Raw genomic sequence first — 16,441 nt, 5'->3', positions numbered from 1 at the left:
CAAGGATCCGTTATGGCCATCGAAGTCAAAGTCCCCGTCCTGCCCGAATCCGTTTCCGACGCGACGATCGCGACCTGGCACAAGAAGCCCGGTGACGCGGTCAAGCGCGACGAGAACCTGGTCGACCTCGAAACCGACAAGGTCGTGCTCGAAGTGCCGGCACCGGCCGACGGCGTGCTGAAGGAGGTCAAGTTCGAGACCGGCGCGACGGTGACGAGCCAGCAGGTACTCGCGATCCTCGAGGAAGGCGCCGCCGCTGCTGCGGCGCCCGCGAAGGCCGCCGAACCCGCGAAGGCCGAGGCACCCAAGGCCGCCGCAACGCCGGCAGCGACCGCTGCCACGGGCGGCAAGGCCGCCGACCTGTCGCCCGCCGGGCAGCGCGTCGCAACCGAAAACAAGATCGACCCTGCCACTGTCGCCCCGACCGGTCGCGACGGTCGCGTCACCAAGGAAGACCTCGTCAATTTCATGCGCACGGGCTCGCCCGCGGCGGCGCCCGCTGCCGCGGCATCGCCCGCGGCAGCGTCTGCGAAGCCGACGCCTGGCGTGCGTCCGGAAGAGCGCGTGGCGATGACGCGCATGCGCGCGAAGATCGCCGAGCGCCTGATGCAGTCGAAGAACTCGATCGCGATGCTGACCTCGTTCAACGAGATCAACCTCGCCAAGGTCGCGGCGATGCGCAAGGAACTCGGCGAGCAGTTCGAGAAGACGAACGGCATCAAGCTCGGCTTCATGAGCTTCTTCGTCAAGGCCGCCTGCGAAGCGCTCAAGCGCCATCCGATCGTCAACGCGTCGGTCGATGGCAATGACGTGATCTATCACGGCTACCAGGACATCTCGGTCGCGGTTTCGACCGACAAGGGCCTCGTCACGCCAGTCCTGCGCGACGCGCAGTCGATGGGCTTCGCCGACATCGAGAAGGCGATCGCGACGTATGCGAAGAAGGCGCGCGAAGGCGGCCTCACACTCGACGACCTGCAGGGTGGAACCTTCACGATCACCAACGGTGGCACGTTCGGTTCGCTGTTCTCCACGCCGATCGTCAATCCGCCGCAGAGCGCGATCCTCGGCATGCACACGATCAAGGAACGCGCGATCGTCGAGAATGGCCAGGTCGTCGCCGCGCCGATGATGTACGTCGCGATCAGCTACGACCATCGCATCATCGACGGCAAGGACGCGGTGCTGTTCCTCGTCGACATCAAGAACCAGCTCGAGAACCCGCAGCGCATGCTGCTGGGGATGTGATTGACGCGAGGGCTGAAGGCTGAGTACTGGGGGCTGGAAGAGCGGCGCGCGCGTTGCTTTTCATCCCTTCGGCCCTCAGCCCTCCTTCGCCAACCTTGAATATTCGAAGGACCTTCGTATGGATCAGTTCGACGTCATCGTCATCGGGGGCGGCCCCGCCGGCTACCACGCCGCGATTCGCGCCGCGCAGCTCGGCCTCAAGACCGCCTGCATCGACGCCTGGACCGGCGCCGACGGCAAGGCCGCGCTCGGGGGCACCTGCCTCAACGTCGGCTGCATCCCTTCGAAGGCGCTGCTCGATTCGTCCAAGCAGTTCTGGAACCTGACCCAGCACTTCGACGTGCACGGCATCACGACCAAGGACGCCGCTATCGACGTCAAGACGATGGTCGGCCGGAAGGACAAGATCGTGAAGCAGTTCACCGGCGGCGTCGCGATGCTGTTCAAGCAGAACAAGATCGCCTCGTTCCTCGGCAAGGGCAAGCTGCTCAAGGACCGTCAGGTCGAGATCACCGCTCCGGACGGCGCGAAGCAGACGATCGTGGGCACCAACGTCGTCATCGCGACCGGCTCGGTGCCGATCGAGCTGCCGTTCGCGAAGTTCGACGGCAAGGCAATCGTCGACAATGCGGGCGCACTCGCATTCGACGCCGTGCCCAAGCGCCTCGGCGTGATCGGCGCGGGCGTGATCGGCCTCGAACTCGGCAGCGTATGGAAGCGTCTCGGCGCCGACGTCACCGTGATCGAGGCGTTGCCGGACTTCCTCGCCGTAGCCGACGCCGAAGTGGCGAAGATCGCCGCGCGCGAATTCAGCAAGCAGGGCCTGAAGATCGAACTCGGCGCGAAGCTGTCGAAGGCCGAGGTCAAGGGCAGCGAAGTGCAGCTCACCTACACCGGCAAGGACGGTGAGAAGCAGCTCGTCGTCGACAAGCTGCTCGTCGCGGTCGGGCGCCGTGCGTACAGCGACGGCCTGCTAGGCGACGGTACCGGCGTCAAGCTCGACGAGCGCGGCCGCGTCGTCGTCGACGAGCACTGCTGGACTGGCGTCGACGGTGTGTGGGCGGTCGGCGACTGCGTGCGCGGACCGATGCTCGCGCACAAGGGCTTCGAGGAAGGCATTGCCGTCGCCGAACTCATCGCGGGCAAGGCCGGCCACGTCAACCTCGACACGATCCCCTGGGTCATCTACACCGAACCGGAAATCGCCTGGGTCGGCAAGACCGAGGCGCAGTGCAAGGCCGAGAACATTCCGTACAAGGCAGGCAGTTTCCCGTTCGCCGCGGTTGGCCGTGCCGTCGCGATGAACGAGCCGGCCGGCTTCGTGAAGGTCATCGCACACGCGGAAACCGATCGCATCCTCGGCTGCCACATTGTCGGCGCGAATGCGTCAGAGCTGATCGCAGAGTGCGTCGTGGCGATGGAGTTCAAGGGTTCCGCCGAGGATCTAGCGCGCATCGTGCACGCGCACCCGACCCTGAGCGAAGCCGTGCACGAAGCCGCGATGGCGGTCGACAAGCGCGCGATCCACAAGGCCAATTGAGGCGACAGGATGGGGTCGGTCGAGAAACCGCCGCTGTACGTACTGCTGGCGGTTCTCTCGCTCTTGGCGAGGTTCTTTCTCCTGCCGGCATCGCGCCGGGCGCCAGCGCATTGAGCGCGCGATCGCGCCGAGACCACGGAGTCCGCGATCCTGAGAGACAACGCGATCACGGCATGGAAGCGTCCCTGGAAGATCGCCTTGATCGAAACGGAAGATCCCAAGTGGCAGGATATCTACCCGAGCCTGCCGTGAACCGAAAAGCTGGATTCCAGCTTTTTCTGGAAAGACGAGCAGGAGAATTCGGCCCATGACTTCGTTGCCCTTCCAGGCCTTCCGCATCCGCGACGACAAGGATGGCTACCGCGCCGGCGTCGAGATGATGCGCGCAGACGATCTATCGCCGGGCGAAGTACTGATCAAGGTCGCGTACTCCTCGGTCAACTACAAGGACGCGCTCGCCGGTAGCGGCAAGGGCAAGATCCTGCGCCAGTTTCCGCTCAACGGCGGCATCGACGTCGCCGGCTACGTCGCCGCATCGACGGATCCCGCGTTCAAGGAAGGCGACGCGGTGCTGTGCACCGGTTGCGGCCTGTCGGAAACGCGTGACGGCGGTTATGCCGAATACGCTCGGCTCGAATCGAAGTGGACGATCCCGCTGCCGACCGGACTGACCCTGCGCGAGTCGATGGCGCTCGGCACCGCCGGCTTCACCGCGGCGCTGTCGCTGTTCCAGCTCGTGCGCAATGGCCAGACGCCACAGATGGGGCCGATCGTCGTCACCGGCGCGACCGGGGGCGTCGGATCGCTGGCCATCGACATCCTTACCCGCGCCGGGTTCGAGGCGCATGCGATCACCGGCAAGGTCGAGCAGTTCGACTGGCTGATCGGCCTCGGCGCGACGCAGTGCATCGCGCGCGAAGGCCTGCACTGGGGCCAGCGGCCGCTCGAAACCGCGCGCTGGGCCGGCGCGATCGACAACGTTGGCGGCGACATGCTGGCCGGCCTGACGCGCGTGATCCGGCCCTACGGCAGCATCGCCAGCTGCGGCCTCGCCGCTTCGGCCGACCTCGCCACGACCGTCATGCCGTTCATCATCCGCGGCCTCAGCCTGCTCGGTATCGCCTCGGCGGGCACCGCCCGGCCGATTCGCGAACAGGTCTGGGAACGCCTTGCCGGCGACTGGAAACCTGCTCACCTGAACGAGATCGCCAAGACCGAAGCCGGACTTGCCGAATTGCCGGCGATTTTCGATAGGATGCTCGCCGGAGCTTCACTCGGCCGGACGGTCGTCAAGATCGGCTGAGCGGACTTTGCCGGGGTGCCGGACCGCGTCTAGAATGGACCCTTCAACAGGGGAAACCGCAACATGTCCAGAGTATTGATCGTCGACGATTCACCGTCGCAACTGGTGGGAATGAAGCGCACGGTCGAGAAGCTCGGCCATGAAGTCATCACGGCTGAAGACGGCGCCGCCGGCGTCGAAGTCGCCAAGCGCGAATTGCCGGACCTGATCCTGATGGATGTCGTGATGCCGAACCTCAACGGGTTCCAGGCCACGCGCACGATCTCGAAGGATCCGAAGACAAGCCATATCCCGATCGTGCTGGTCACCACCAAGGACCAGGACACCGACCGCGTCTGGGGCATGCGCCAGGGCGCGAAGGCGTATGTGACCAAGCCGATCGACGACGCGGAGCTCACGCGCGTCATCAAGGAATACCTGCCCGCGGCTTGAAGCGCAGTGGCATCGCATCGCTTCCCTGTGGGACCGACGGAAGCCGCGATGGCTTTGGTACGTTCGGACACGAACACCATCCCCACCCCACCCTCCCCCTGAAGGGGAGGGGTTGTAGCGTCCGCGCGCGGGCTCACGCCCTCGGGTCGTAGTCCGCGTATTCCCGTGCGAGCTGTTCGAACAGTTCGCGCTGCGCATCGCTTTCCGCCTTCGGCACGCGCACTTCGAGCGTCACGATCTGGTCTCCGGTGACCTTGCCCGGCCAGCCACGACCACGCAGGCGCATCTTGCGTCCACCATCGGAACCCGGCGGGATTCGCAGCTCGACGTTTCCGGCCAGGGTCGGCACCGTCACCGTCGCCCCGAGTGCTGCTTCCCACGGCGACACCGGCAGGGTCGACAGCACCGTGTTGCCATCGAGCCGGAAGTGCTCGTGCTCGCGCAGGACGACTTCCAGGATCAGATCGCCTGCCGGCCCGCCGTGCGCGCCGGCGTTGCCCTGGCCCGCAAGCCGGATCTGCCGACCCGACGTGATGCCAGCGGGAATCTTCACCTCGAGCGTGCGTTCGCCATGGCCGTCGCCGAGGCTGATGCGCTGGCTGCCGCCGCTGTAGGCGACGGCCATGTCGATTACGAGCTGCGCCTGCACGTCGCGCCCGCGACGCGGCCCCGCGTGCCTTCCACCGCCCGCGCGCGCGCCGAACAGCGACTCGAAGAAGTCGCCGAATTCTCCATCACCTCCGCTGAAGTCGGCGCCGCCCTGCCAGTTCGGTGGCGGACCACGGAACTCGTCGCCGCCACGATAGCCGCCCGCACGCAACTGGTCATAGGCGCGCCGACGCGAAGGCTCCTTGAGCGCTTCATACGCCTCATTGACCGACTTGAACTTGTCCTCGGCGCCGCCTTCCTTGCTGACGTCGGGGTGGTATTTTCGCGCGAGCTTGCGATACGCCGACTTGATCTCCGCGTCGGTCGCACCCGGCTTCACGCCAAGTATGTCGTAGTAGTCCTTGAACTCCATCCACGTCCCCGGGGCTTTTCATTGAGAAGTGCGGCCGCGGAACTCCGGATCGCCGCAATCACGAACGATCGCACGAACACAACCGGCCCGCGGACAAGGCCGCAGGCCGGTTGTGTCAAGACCGTCGGCGCTCGCCGCGGTCCAGCTTAGCAGCGCCGGCCCACTCAGCCGTTGATCGAGATGCGCCGCGGCGCGACCTGCACCTTCTTCGGGATCGTGATCTCGAGTACGCCGAGCTTGCCGGCGGCGCTGATGCCTTCCGCGTCGGTACCCTCCGGCAGGACGAATCGGCGGTCGAAACGCCCGTACCCACGCTCACTGCGCGTCGCCTTGGCATCCTCGCCAAGTGCGTCCGCCTTGCGCTCGCCCTTCAGGGTCAGCACGTTGCTTTCCATCTGGATCTCGATATCCGCCGGATCGATGCCCGGCAGGTCGGCGAGGATCACGAAGCGCGAGGCTTCCTCGCGCACGTCGACGCGCGGCGTCCATGCACGCTCGGGCTGCTCGGCGGTGGTGCTGTCATTGCCGAAGAAGCGGTCCAGCGCCTGCTTCGCCTGCAGGTTGCCGCGCACGAACCAGGGGTTGTAGTGGGTGACGATCATGACTCTCTCCGCGAATGGGGGCGGCAGCACGCGCCGCGATGACGGATAGATAAGTTCGACGGATCGCGTTTCAAGAGCCGCAGCGGATGGCGCTGGCGCGTATGATCCCCATCCCTGCCCCGCCCACGAGTGCGACGAACATGACGATCCAGATCGGCCAACCCATTCCCTCGGCAAGCCTCTCCGTCCTCAAGGACGGCGTGCAGGCGATCACCACCGCGCAGATATTCGGCGGCCGCAAGGTCCTCCTGTTCAGCGTGCCGGGCGCGTTCACGCCGACCTGCTCCGAACGCCACCTGCCCGGCTACATCGAGCAGCACGACGCGTTCAAGCAGCGCGGCATCGATGTCGCGTGCCTCGCCGTCAACGATGCCTTCGTCATGGATGCGTGGTCGAAGTCGCAAGGCGTGCCCGATGGCCTGATGATGCTGGCCGACGGCAATGGCGAATTCACCCGCGCCCTCGGCCTCGAGATGGACGCGACGAAGTACGGAATGGGCCTGCGCGGCAAGCGCTTCGCGCTGTACGCGGAAGACGGCGTGGTGAAGCAACTCGCGGTTGAAGCGCCTGGCGAATTCAAGGTATCGAGCGCGGAAGCGATGCTCGCTGCGATCGCCTGATCGATCCTCACAGGGGAGCGTGCTCCGCCGCTCTCCTCATCGATGGCGCGCTCTGCGCGAGCGGCGCCCAGCGCGCGAGCGGCGGAAGCCGCGATGCTCTTCGCTTCGACCAGAAAAGCATCGCGGCTTCCGCCGCTCCCACAGAAGGCACTGCTTGCCGCAGTGGTGCGTCAGGACTCGCCGGATGGCGTGTCGTCGTTGCCCGAACCGTTGTCTTCGTCTTCGCCGAGCGAGTCGACCTTGACGATGCCGACGAGGGACTCGTCCGCCGGCAGGCGAATCAGCGTGACGCCCTGCGTGTTGCGACCGACCCGCGCGATCTCCGCCGCGCGCGTGCGCACGAGCGTGCCCTGGTTCGAGATCAGCATGACCTCGTGGGTGTCGTCGAGCAGGGTCGCACCGACAAGGTTGCCGTTGCGCTCGGAACACTGGATGCCGATGACGCCGCGGATGCCACGACCCTTGCGCGGATACTTCGACAGCGGCGTGCGCTTGCCGTAGCCACGTTCGGTAGCGGTCAGCACGCAGAGTTCGTTCGAAGTCCCTTCTTCGACGAGCACATCGCCCTCTGCCGGCTCGCCCGCATCGTCATCGCCGTCATCCTGCTCGGTCGCATGTTCGACCACGAGCAGGGACACGACCTGCGCGCCGTCGGCCAGACGAATGCCGCGCACACCGCCGGCATTGCGTCCCATCGAGCGCACTTCATCCTCGGCGAAGCGCACGGCGCGTCCGTTCGATGCGAACAACATGATGTCGTGGCCGCCGTCGGTCAGTTGCACGTCGACCAGCGCATCGCCCTCGTCGAGGCCGATCGCGATCTTGCCGCGCTGCAACTGGAACTCGAACTCCGGCAACGGCGTCTTCTTGACCGTGCCATTGCGCGTGGCGAAAAACACGTAGCGGTCTTCGGCGTAGTCGCGCACGGATTGGATCGCCTGTACCTTCTCGTCCGCCTCGAGCGGAAGCAGGTTCACGATCGGCTTTCCGCGCGCGTTCGGACCTGCGTCGGGCAGTTTGTAGACCTTGAGCCAGAACACGCGACCCGCGCTGGTGAACACCAGCAGCGTATCGTGCGTGTTGGCGATCCACAGGCGCTCGATGAAGTCCTCGTCCTTCATGTTCGTCGCCGAGCGGCCCTTGCCGCCGCGGCGCTGCGCACGATAGATGCTCACCGGCTGGCGCTTCGCGTAGCCCGCATGCGACAACGTGACGACGACATCCTCCGGCTCGATCAAATCGAGGATGTCGAGATCCTCCTGGCTCTGCTGGATCAGCGTGCGGCGCGCGTCGCCATACTGTTCCTTCAGGGCGACGAACTCGTCGCGGATGATCTTCAGCAGCACTTCGGGATTCTCGAGGATCTCGATCAGGCCGGCGATCGTGTGCAGCAGGTCCTTGTACTCGTCGCTGAGCTTTTCCTGTTCGAGCCCGGTCAGGCGCGACAGGCGCATCTCGAGGATTTCCTTGGCCTGGATCTCCGACAGCTGGTAGCCGTCCTTCTTGAGCCCGGCCGCGGGATCGAGATCCTCGGGGCGCGACGCATCCGCGCCGGCCGCGGAGAGCAGCGCACTCACCATGCCTGGCTCCCAGCGGCGCGCGAGCATGCGCTGCTTCGCCTCGTCCGGCGACGGCGAGGTCTTGATGAGGTCGACCATCTCGTCGATGTTCGCCAACGCGACGGTCAGGCCCTCGACGATGTGCGCGCGTGCGCGCGCCTTGCGCAGGTCGAAAATCGTGCGGCGCGTGACGACTTCGCGCCGATGGCGGATGAACGCGTCGAGGATCTCGCGCAGACCGAGCGTGCGCGGCTGGCCGTCGACGAGCGCGACCATGTTGATGCCGAACGTGACCTGCAGCTGGGTCTGCTGGAACAGGTTGTTGAGCAGCACGTCGGCGGAGGTGTCGCGACGCACCTCGATGACGACGCGCAGGCCGTCCTTGTCCGATTCGTCGCGCAGCTCGGTGATGCCCTCGATGCGCTTTTCCTTGACCAGCTCGGCGATCTTCTCGATCAGGCGCGCCTTGTTCACCTGGAACGGCAGCTCGGTGACGATGATCGTCTCGCGGCCATTGTCCTCGCTCTCGATGTCGCACTTCGCGCGCACGAGGATGCGACCGCGACCGGTCCGGTACGCTTCGACGATGCCGGCGGACCCGTTGATGATGCCCGCGGTCGGGAAGTCCGGACCCGGCACCAGGCGCAGGATGTCGTCGAAGCCGATTTCGGGATCGTCGATCAACGCGATGCACGCCGACAGCACCTCGCTGAGGTTGTGCGGCGGCACGTTGGTCGCCATGCCGACCGCGATGCCGGCCGAACCGTTGACGAGCAGGTTCGGGATGCGCGTCGGCAGGACGGTCGGTTCGAGTTCCTTCTCGTCGTAGTTCGGCTGGTAGTCGACGGTTTCCTTGTCGATGTCGGCGAGCAATTCGGACGACAACCGTTCGAGTCGGCACTCGGTGTAGCGCATCGCCGCCGCTTCGTCGCCGTCGACCGAGCCGAAGTTGCCCTGGCCGTCGATGAGCGTGTAGCGCATCGAGAAATCCTGCGCCATGCGCACCAGCGCGTCGTAGATCGAGGAATCGCCGTGCGGATGGTATTTACCCATCACGTCACCGACGACGCGCGCGCACTTGACGTACGGCCGATTCCACGAGGTGTTCGACTCGTGCATCGCGTACAGGGTGCGGCGGTGCACCGGCTTGAGGCCATCGCGCACATCGGGCAACGCGCGCCCGACGATCACGCTCATCGCGTAGTCGAGGTAGCTCCTCCTGACTTCGTCCTCGATGTTGACGCGAATGATTTCTCTGGCCAGCTCAGCCATCGGGGAACCTCGGCAAGTCCAATTCGGGAGGTGCGCGCAACGCCCCGGATCGCGTCGTCTCCGCGGGCGGAAACACGGTGTCCGGCGCGGGTGCGGAAGGCATCGGCTGATGCCGCCCGCAGGCGCTCAAAGCAACACGAAATGATACCACAGCGAGGCCTCTCGAAGAGGCGGTTTTCCCTGATTTCAGCGGGACTTGGAGCTGTGCCGATCGACCAGCTGATGCTGTCATTCCCGCGAAAGCGGAAATCCCGTGCCACTGGTTTCCAGACGCGTCGACGTCGCCGGATTCCCGCCTTCGCGGCGCTCGTTCGGCCTTCCGTTGGCGTCATCCCGCGCGATTCGCGAGGAGCCTGCAACAGCAGGCCGGAAGATCCAGTATTTGGAGCTGAGGAAGTTGACCAGTGCGCCAGCCACCGAGCCGGCGGCGACGCCGATCGCGGGCCAGTGCCGCACCAGCGGCCACAGCATCACGCACGCGACATAGGCGCCGTAGTTGAGCGCGAATCCGGCCGCCATCGCGACCAGGTAGCGCGCGAGTTCGCGCCGCCGGCTGCCACCACCGTGGCCGGCGAACGTGTACTTGCGGTTGAAGCCCCAGGTCGTCGTCGCGGCGGCGAGGAAAGAAATCACGCGCGCCCCGTACGGATTCGCCGCGAACTCGCGCACGAGGAACTGCACGATGCCGGCGTCGACGACGAAGCCGAGCACGCCGCTGACCGCGAACAGCAGGATCTGCCGATGCAGCGCCATCGCGACGCCTCAGCCTGCAAACAACGCGGCCATGCGCGCCGCATCCGGTCGCTCGACCACGCCGCGCTCCGTCACGAGCGCATCGATGAGCGCGGCGGGGGTGACGTCGAAAACGGGATTCCACGCGCGCGCACCCTCGATGACGGTGCGCTGTCCCGCGTAGCCCAACAGTTCGTCTGCTGGACGCAATTCGATCTCGATGTCCTTCCCGCTCGCGGTCGCCATATCGACCGTCGACGACGGCGCGACGACCATGAACTTCACGCCGTGGTGGCGCGCGGCGATCGCAAGCTGGTAGGTGCCGATCTTGTTCGCGGTGTCGCCGTTCGCGGCGATGCGATCGGCGCCGACGATGACCCACTGCACCCGGCCCGTGTCCATCAGATGGGCCGCAGCGGAATCGGCGATCAGTGTCGCCGGGATCGCATCGCGCACCAGTTCCCACACGGTAAGGCGCGCGCCCTGCAACCACGGACGGGTCTCGCCCGCAAATACCTGCGCGATGCGCCCGCTCGAGACGCCGGCACGGATGACGCCGAGCGCGGTGCCGAAGCCTGCCGTGGCGAGCGAGCCCGTGTTGCAATGGGTCAACACCCCACTACCCGGCGCGATCAGGGCTGCGCCGAGGTCGCCCATGCGCCGGTTCGCGGCGAGATCCTCGTCCTGGATCGCCTGCGCCTCGACCGCAAGCGCGCCCGCATCGGCGCCACGCGCGATTGCGCGCTGCATGCGGTCGAGCGCCCACATCAGGTTCACCGCCGTCGGCCGCGCCGCGCGCAGGTGCGAGAGCGCCGCACCCAGCCCACCCGGGTTGCGCTGCGCGGCGAGCACGACGCCCCACGCCGCCGCGATGCCGATCGCCGGCGCGCCTCGCACGACGAGGTCGCGGATCGCCTGCGCGACGTCGTCCGACGTTCGGCAGTCGACGTAAACCTCCTCACGCGGCAGCATGCGCTGGTCGAGCAGGCGCAGGTGGTCATCCCGCCAGAGAACGGCGCGAATCGAATCGTGGGATTGCTGGGACATCGGCGACCCAAACGGGCGAGGAATTTGCCGAGCGTAGCAGCGGAGCAAGCTCCGCTCTACCCGGCCCGGCCGCTTCCCGCCGCTCTAGAGCCGAGCCTGCTCGGCCAAAGGCTCATGCGCGCTGCAGGGCGTACGCGTGAACGCGTGCCGCCGGATCGGCAGAAGCAGCGGAGCAAGCTCCGCTCTGCGAGATGTGGTGGGCGGTGCAGGGATCGAACCTGCGACCCTTGCCGTGTGAAGGCAATGCTCTACCGCTGAGCTAACCGCCCGTCATGGTGCCGGAGAAGGGAATCGAACCCCCGACCTACGCATTACGAATGCGCCGCTCTACCAACTGAGCTACTCCGGCGAGGGCCGCGGAGTATAGACACTTGGGCCGCAAGCGACAACCAGGCGATCGCCAACCACCCGCGCAGGCTCACCTACACGACTGGAATCACCAGCACTTTCCGTTGTTTTCGTTGCCGCTCTTGTCCTTGAAGCCGGTGTTGTTGATCGTCAGGTTCCCACACTTGTCGCCCGCCTGGACGCCCTGCGGTGTAAGCGTGATCACATACGTCTGATCCGCGTTGCCAAGGGCAACGGCCGCCGTGTAGTAGCCTTTTTCGGACGTCGAATTGACTGCGAGCGTCGCAAGGCTCGAGCTGTAGGCATTCTTGTTGGTGAAATAGCGCTCTTCAGCCGACGCGATGCGCATGGCGAGTTCTTTTCCGTCCGCCCGCCGCGTGCGCTGGATGTAGTTCTGGTAGGCGGGATACGCGATCGCGGCGAGGATCGCGACGATCGCGACCACGACCAGCATTTCGATCAAGGTGAAACCTTTGCCCCGGGTGTTCATCGCTCAAGCCCCTTTAGATTTGCATGAAGCAGATGGCGGGCCCGCATGGCCCGCCATCCTCGGCGTCCTTATTGCAGGTCGAGCAGTTCCTTCCAGGCGCCGCGGTGCCATGGCATGAACGGAGAGGCCGCCTGAACCGCCTGATTCAACGCAGCCAGCATGCCTACCGGCAAGTTTCCTCCTCCGGGCGGCAATCGGGGCTCGCCCTCAGGTCCCGCCTGAATCTCGGGAAGCGGCGCATCGCTGCCAACCACTGGCCCGATAGCGCCCGTAAGCGATATCGAACCACCACTGCCGCCATCGACGAACATCAGTGCGAAGCGGCGACCCGGATCGCAGGGATCGTCACCCTTCGGGATCATCGTGTACAGGATCGCGACGTTCGGTGCGTACAGCGGCACGGGACGACGTTCGGCGCGCTCACCCGGTTCGCCGGGGATGTTCAACGGCAGGCGCCAACCATTCGCACGCACGCGGGTCCGGACCGGATTGCCCCCGGCGTCAAAGGATTTCACGATCATGAACGGCGTAGCCGCCGTCATGGTCGTCGCCGGCGGGTCGAAGCCGGTGTTCTGGCGCTGGGCAATACCCAGAGGCGACGTGGCGCCTTGCGTCATCTTCTGCGTCAGCAACTGATTCACGCGCACCGGATACGAGGCCGATCCCGCGTAGTCGCGAATGCCGTAGAACGCCTGCTGCGGTATCGCGCTGGTGCGATCGTCGCGGCCAAGGTACTTGCCGGTACCCACGATGATCACGGGCCGGCGGGTGACCGGATCCAACAGCTTGGTCGGATTGAACACGATCGGCTGGTCGCCTGCATTGGCCGCGCCGCCATCGCCATAGGTCGTGAACATGAGGTCGACCTTCCAGCTGAGCGGATTCGCGTCACTCAGATCGAACCGCCAGAGATTGCCGGCGAGATCTCCCGCATATACAAAATCGTCGATCTGGAACTGCGCACCGCTGGAGACGACGACCGGCGTGGACAGACCATAGGTCTTGAACCCGGCCGGGCGCACCTGAGGCGCGATGTCGGTGCGGATTTCCCGAACCAGCTTGCCGGTCGCGAGGTCAATGACCAGCAGCGAGGTGTGCTTGGCAGCGGGTTCGTTCGCGTCATCCGGATTGGCCGCATCGCCGGAGAGGGACGGGAAATAGCCGCTCGACACCACAGCGACCCATCGGTTGCCCGCGCGGATGCGCGCGACATTGCCCGAGCCATACGTGTAACCGAGCGACGGGCAACTGGTCGCGCCCGCCGCGCAAACCGGATCAGGACTCGGCACGCTGGCTGGCGCCCGGGTCGGGCCGCTGTTGAACTCCCATTTGATCCGGCTCGCCACAGCCGACTCGCTGTCGCCACTCGATGCGATGTCGGTCACGTCGAGCGCATAGATGCCGCGGCCGCCCAGACGCAACGAGCCGATGATGTACGTGCGCCAGGCGCCGTTGATGAAAACGTCGTTCTCGATCGGTTGCGCATCGACACCCGGGGTCAGGCCCGCGGTATCGGCGGTGGACCGTGCGAGCCGGCGATTCTGGATCAGGGTGCTGGGCACGTACGCCCAGCTCTCCACTCCGGTGGAGGCATCGAACGCATGCAGCATGCCATCGTTGGAACCGACATAGACCATCGGCTTGCGGGAACGATTGCCATACTGATAAGTGGCGTAGCCGTTGGCATGGTTCGCGCGGTACGCGACTTGCTCCGGCGTTCCGATCGGATAGGCGTCGTGGTAGTCCGAACGGGGTGAGGACACATAGCGCGGGCTCGCGTTCACGATCGCGCCGAGCACCGAACTGCGGGTGCGGAAACGCGGCGAAGCGGTCGCCTCGTTCATGCGGACGCCGCGGATGTAGTCGACACGGTTGGCGCCGAACGCGTCGCAGGCGACCGCATTGGTGGCGGCATTGCACAGCGTCGCGTTGGTCGGCTTCTGATTCAGTCCATCGACCAGTTCGGTGCCCAGCGCCGCAGTATCCCAGCGGAACGGCACACCCGTGGTATTGCCGAGCGCATCGCGCTTGGACGTGAAGATGCGACGGCTGTCCGGATTGCGCGCCGTGCTCGGATAGCCCGGCGGCGCAACCCACGGTCCACCGCTCGGCGGCGTGCACTTGCGAAGGGCCTTGTCGAACGTGCCGCCGGTCAGCAGGCAACCGGCATCCCATGGCGCCAGGGCACCGACTGCGTTGGTGACCGGATCGACGTCTTCGCGCACCAGCGAGCCCGACCAGTCGGTGCTGTCGTAACCGGCTGCATATGCCGCGTTGCCGGCAGTGGCCAGAGGCAGCGACAGCGTGACCGGAGTCGACGACGCGCCGCGTGAAAGCACGCTGTTGATGATCGCTTCCAGATGGGTGACGAGGTCGCCCGGGTTGCTCGCGCTGAAATACGAGCCGCGCGAGTTGACGGCCGCGTGCCAGGTGTCATCGATCGCGCGCGGATCGTTGCGCGCCGGAATCGGCCAGCCGATGGCTCCGCTCGAGTTCGTCTGGCCCTTGCGCAACTTGCACAGGTCACTGTTCGGATTGGCGCAATCGGGGTCATTCGCATAGTTCAACTGGCCGGCGATGCCGAGCGTCACCATGAACTGCACCACATGCTGCCATGACGCGGGATCATTGGCCGGGTTGAAGTAGATCTCGCGGTTCGCGAGCGGATCGACGCCGAGGGGCACGCTGCCGGTCACGCCGGTGGTCTTGTCCGGCACATACGGCCTGACCTTGTTGGCAAGGTCGGTGCGCAGGTCTTTCGCCCAGTAGTAGAAACCGATGTCAGCGAGCGAGGGGTAACAATCGGTGCTTCCGGTTGCACCGCACGTTCCGGTGGGTGACACCGGAACGTCCCAAAAGGCCCGTGATGGGGTGTCATGGGTGAACGCAACGCCGTCCGGCAACGTCGGTGCGCCCTGCACACCGAAAAAGCCACCCGGCGCGGTCGGGTTGCCTTCGTTCCAGTAGCCGTCGGTGACCAGCATGTGGAAGTTCTGCCGACAGCTGAGTTCGCGCGCCGAAGCGCCGACGCTGGGATCGGCAAGCTGCCAGTACGGATCTTTCAGGTCAGAGCTGTTGCCCCGCGTAAAAAACTCGCCGGCACGGATCGTCGACTCGCGATCGGGCGTGTTGCCGCTGGCGCCGACCTGGAACACCCAGTTGAAGAATGCGCTGCGATAGCAGTCCGGCTGGCTGCCCGCACCGAATGAAAACGAAGGGCTGATGGTCGAGCAAGCGACGCCGGCCTTGTCGAGCAACTGGGTGATTATGGCGGCGGCCGGCAGCTTGTAGGTGCCGTTGTTGATGTTCTGCCAGGCGACGCGCACATTGCCGGAGAACTTCGCGAACGTGCGCGACAGCGCCGAGCGCGTCATGATGTTGCGCGTACGGTAGTACGCGTACCAGTTCGCGAAGTTCTGCCACTGGTTGACCGAAACGCCTTCGATCGTTGCGGCCGCGTTCGGAACCACCACCGCTTCCCAGTTGGCGACGTTGTAGAGGACGTTCTGGCCCGTCCCTGCAGTCCCGCTCGGGCCGGTCGGATCGCCGAACGCGTCGAGCGGGATCGTCAGGCCGGTCTTGAGCCGGAAATAGTACGGACCGCCGTTGTTGATGTTTTCGCCGCCCGCGAACGCAGTCGGATAGGTGCCATAGCCGCATTGCCAACGACGGTCGGTCGTCCCCGACTTGATCCCGTTGATGATCGTGCGGCGATTGTCGTTGCCGTTGCCCGAATCATTCATATTGTTGTTGTAGGCGGGGGCAGCGGGCGTGACCGGCGCAAGCGGGCGATTCACCGCGATGCCGTCGGCCCACACGGAGGCGAGCGTCGCATCCGCGTTCGGGAACTGCGTCCCGTCCGCCCTGATCGGTGGCGTATAGAGCACGTTCGGGTTGTAGTACACGCCGTTCATTGCGCGCGTGCCAATGCCGCTGGTCGCGCGCGGATCGATCACGCCCGCGCAGCGCCATGGACCCGTCCAGGAGCCGCCGTCGAACGGACGGTTGTCGCCCATGAAATTGGACGCCATCGAACCCGAATCGTCGAACGTCACGACAATGTTCGGATTGACCGAGGTCGTCAGTTCCGGTGGCGTCGCCACCAGGTCGATCGTGCCGGGGGCAATGACGGATTGCGCGTTCAGGTCCGTGGACATGCTGCCCAGCAGGCAGATGCCGCAACCCAGCGCCGCCAGCGCGAGAAAACGACGGGACTTTGCTTGCATG

The 16,441-nt window shown here is 65.6% G+C and carries 12 protein-coding genes and 2 tRNA genes; 5 read left to right on the top strand and 9 right to left on the bottom strand.

What is annotated here, in order from left to right; genetic code table 11:
- Positions 1 to 12: 12 nt before the first annotated feature.
- The 4 genes from odhB (at position 13) to pilH (ending at position 4,523) form a co-directional block, all read left to right on the top strand.
- On the top strand, positions 13 to 1,248 hold the full coding sequence (gene odhB, locus ACILRJ_RS09290; protein WP_395682655.1) for a 2-oxoglutarate dehydrogenase complex dihydrolipoyllysine-residue succinyltransferase: 1,236 nt from the start codon (positions 13 to 15) through the stop codon (positions 1,246 to 1,248).
- 118 nt (positions 1,249 to 1,366) lie between these two features.
- Complete coding sequence (gene lpdA / locus ACILRJ_RS09285; RefSeq protein WP_395682653.1) at positions 1,367 to 2,788, top strand: dihydrolipoyl dehydrogenase; 1,422 nt, start codon at positions 1,367 to 1,369, stop codon at positions 2,786 to 2,788.
- A gap of 307 nt (positions 2,789 to 3,095) precedes the next feature.
- A complete protein-coding gene (locus ACILRJ_RS09280) occupies positions 3,096 to 4,091 on the top strand; it encodes an oxidoreductase (protein WP_395682651.1) in 996 nt (331 codons plus the stop codon).
- 63 nt (positions 4,092 to 4,154) lie between these two features.
- Positions 4,155 to 4,523: a twitching motility response regulator PilH gene (gene pilH / locus ACILRJ_RS09275; protein ID WP_395682649.1), complete on the top strand. Its 369-nt coding sequence runs from the start codon at positions 4,155 to 4,157 to the stop codon at positions 4,521 to 4,523.
- A 133-nt stretch (positions 4,524 to 4,656) separates the two neighbouring features.
- On the opposite strand, the gene ACILRJ_RS09270 is transcribed toward pilH, so the two are convergent.
- Entirely contained in the window at positions 4,657 to 5,544 is an 888-nt protein-coding gene (locus ACILRJ_RS09270; RefSeq protein WP_395682647.1) for a DnaJ C-terminal domain-containing protein, read from the bottom strand.
- A 164-nt stretch (positions 5,545 to 5,708) separates the two neighbouring features.
- Positions 5,709 to 6,146 carry an Hsp20/alpha crystallin family protein gene (locus ACILRJ_RS09265; protein WP_395682645.1) on the bottom strand — a complete coding sequence of 146 codons (438 nt, stop codon included), beginning with the start codon at positions 6,144 to 6,146 and terminating at the stop codon, positions 5,709 to 5,711.
- A gap of 140 nt (positions 6,147 to 6,286) precedes the next feature.
- On the opposite strand from ACILRJ_RS09265, the gene ACILRJ_RS09260 reads away from it, so the two are divergent.
- Positions 6,287 to 6,766 (top strand): peroxiredoxin, encoded by a 480-nt coding sequence (locus tag ACILRJ_RS09260; RefSeq protein WP_395682643.1) that lies wholly within the window; start codon positions 6,287 to 6,289, stop codon positions 6,764 to 6,766.
- Positions 6,767 to 6,936: 170 nt separating this feature from the next.
- On the opposite strand, the gene gyrA is transcribed toward ACILRJ_RS09260, so the two are convergent.
- The 7 genes from gyrA to ACILRJ_RS09225 all read right to left on the bottom strand — a co-directional run bounded on the left by gyrA (position 6,937) and on the right by ACILRJ_RS09225 (position 16,440).
- Positions 6,937 to 9,597, bottom strand: coding sequence for a DNA gyrase subunit A (gene gyrA, locus ACILRJ_RS09255; protein WP_395682641.1), 2,661 nt, complete (start codon positions 9,595 to 9,597; stop codon positions 6,937 to 6,939).
- 228 nt (positions 9,598 to 9,825) lie between these two features.
- Positions 9,826 to 10,350: a GtrA family protein gene (locus tag ACILRJ_RS09250; protein WP_395682638.1), complete on the bottom strand. Its 525-nt coding sequence runs from the start codon at positions 10,348 to 10,350 to the stop codon at positions 9,826 to 9,828.
- Between the two features lie 9 nt (positions 10,351 to 10,359).
- Positions 10,360 to 11,376 carry an S-methyl-5-thioribose-1-phosphate isomerase gene (mtnA, locus tag ACILRJ_RS09245; RefSeq protein ID WP_395682636.1) on the bottom strand — a complete coding sequence of 339 codons (1,017 nt, stop codon included), beginning with the start codon at positions 11,374 to 11,376 and terminating at the stop codon, positions 10,360 to 10,362.
- A 194-nt stretch (positions 11,377 to 11,570) separates the two neighbouring features.
- Positions 11,571 to 11,645 (bottom strand) — tRNA-Val (locus ACILRJ_RS09240).
- A 4-nt stretch (positions 11,646 to 11,649) separates the two neighbouring features.
- Positions 11,650 to 11,725 (bottom strand) — tRNA-Thr (locus ACILRJ_RS09235).
- Positions 11,726 to 11,812: 87 nt separating this feature from the next.
- Positions 11,813 to 12,214, bottom strand: coding sequence for a type IV pilin protein (locus ACILRJ_RS09230; RefSeq protein WP_395682635.1), 402 nt, complete (start codon positions 12,212 to 12,214; stop codon positions 11,813 to 11,815).
- Between the two features lie 68 nt (positions 12,215 to 12,282).
- Complete coding sequence (locus tag ACILRJ_RS09225; RefSeq protein ID WP_395682633.1) at positions 12,283 to 16,440, bottom strand: pilus assembly protein; 4,158 nt, start codon at positions 16,438 to 16,440, stop codon at positions 12,283 to 12,285.
- Position 16,441 lies beyond the last annotated feature (1 nt).

The organism is Dokdonella sp. (assembly GCF_044227025.1).
Taxonomy (GTDB): Bacteria; Pseudomonadota; Gammaproteobacteria; order Xanthomonadales; family Rhodanobacteraceae; genus Dokdonella_A.
Note: the sequence above shows the minus strand (reverse complement) of the source record. Positions and strands in the feature narration are given on the sequence as shown.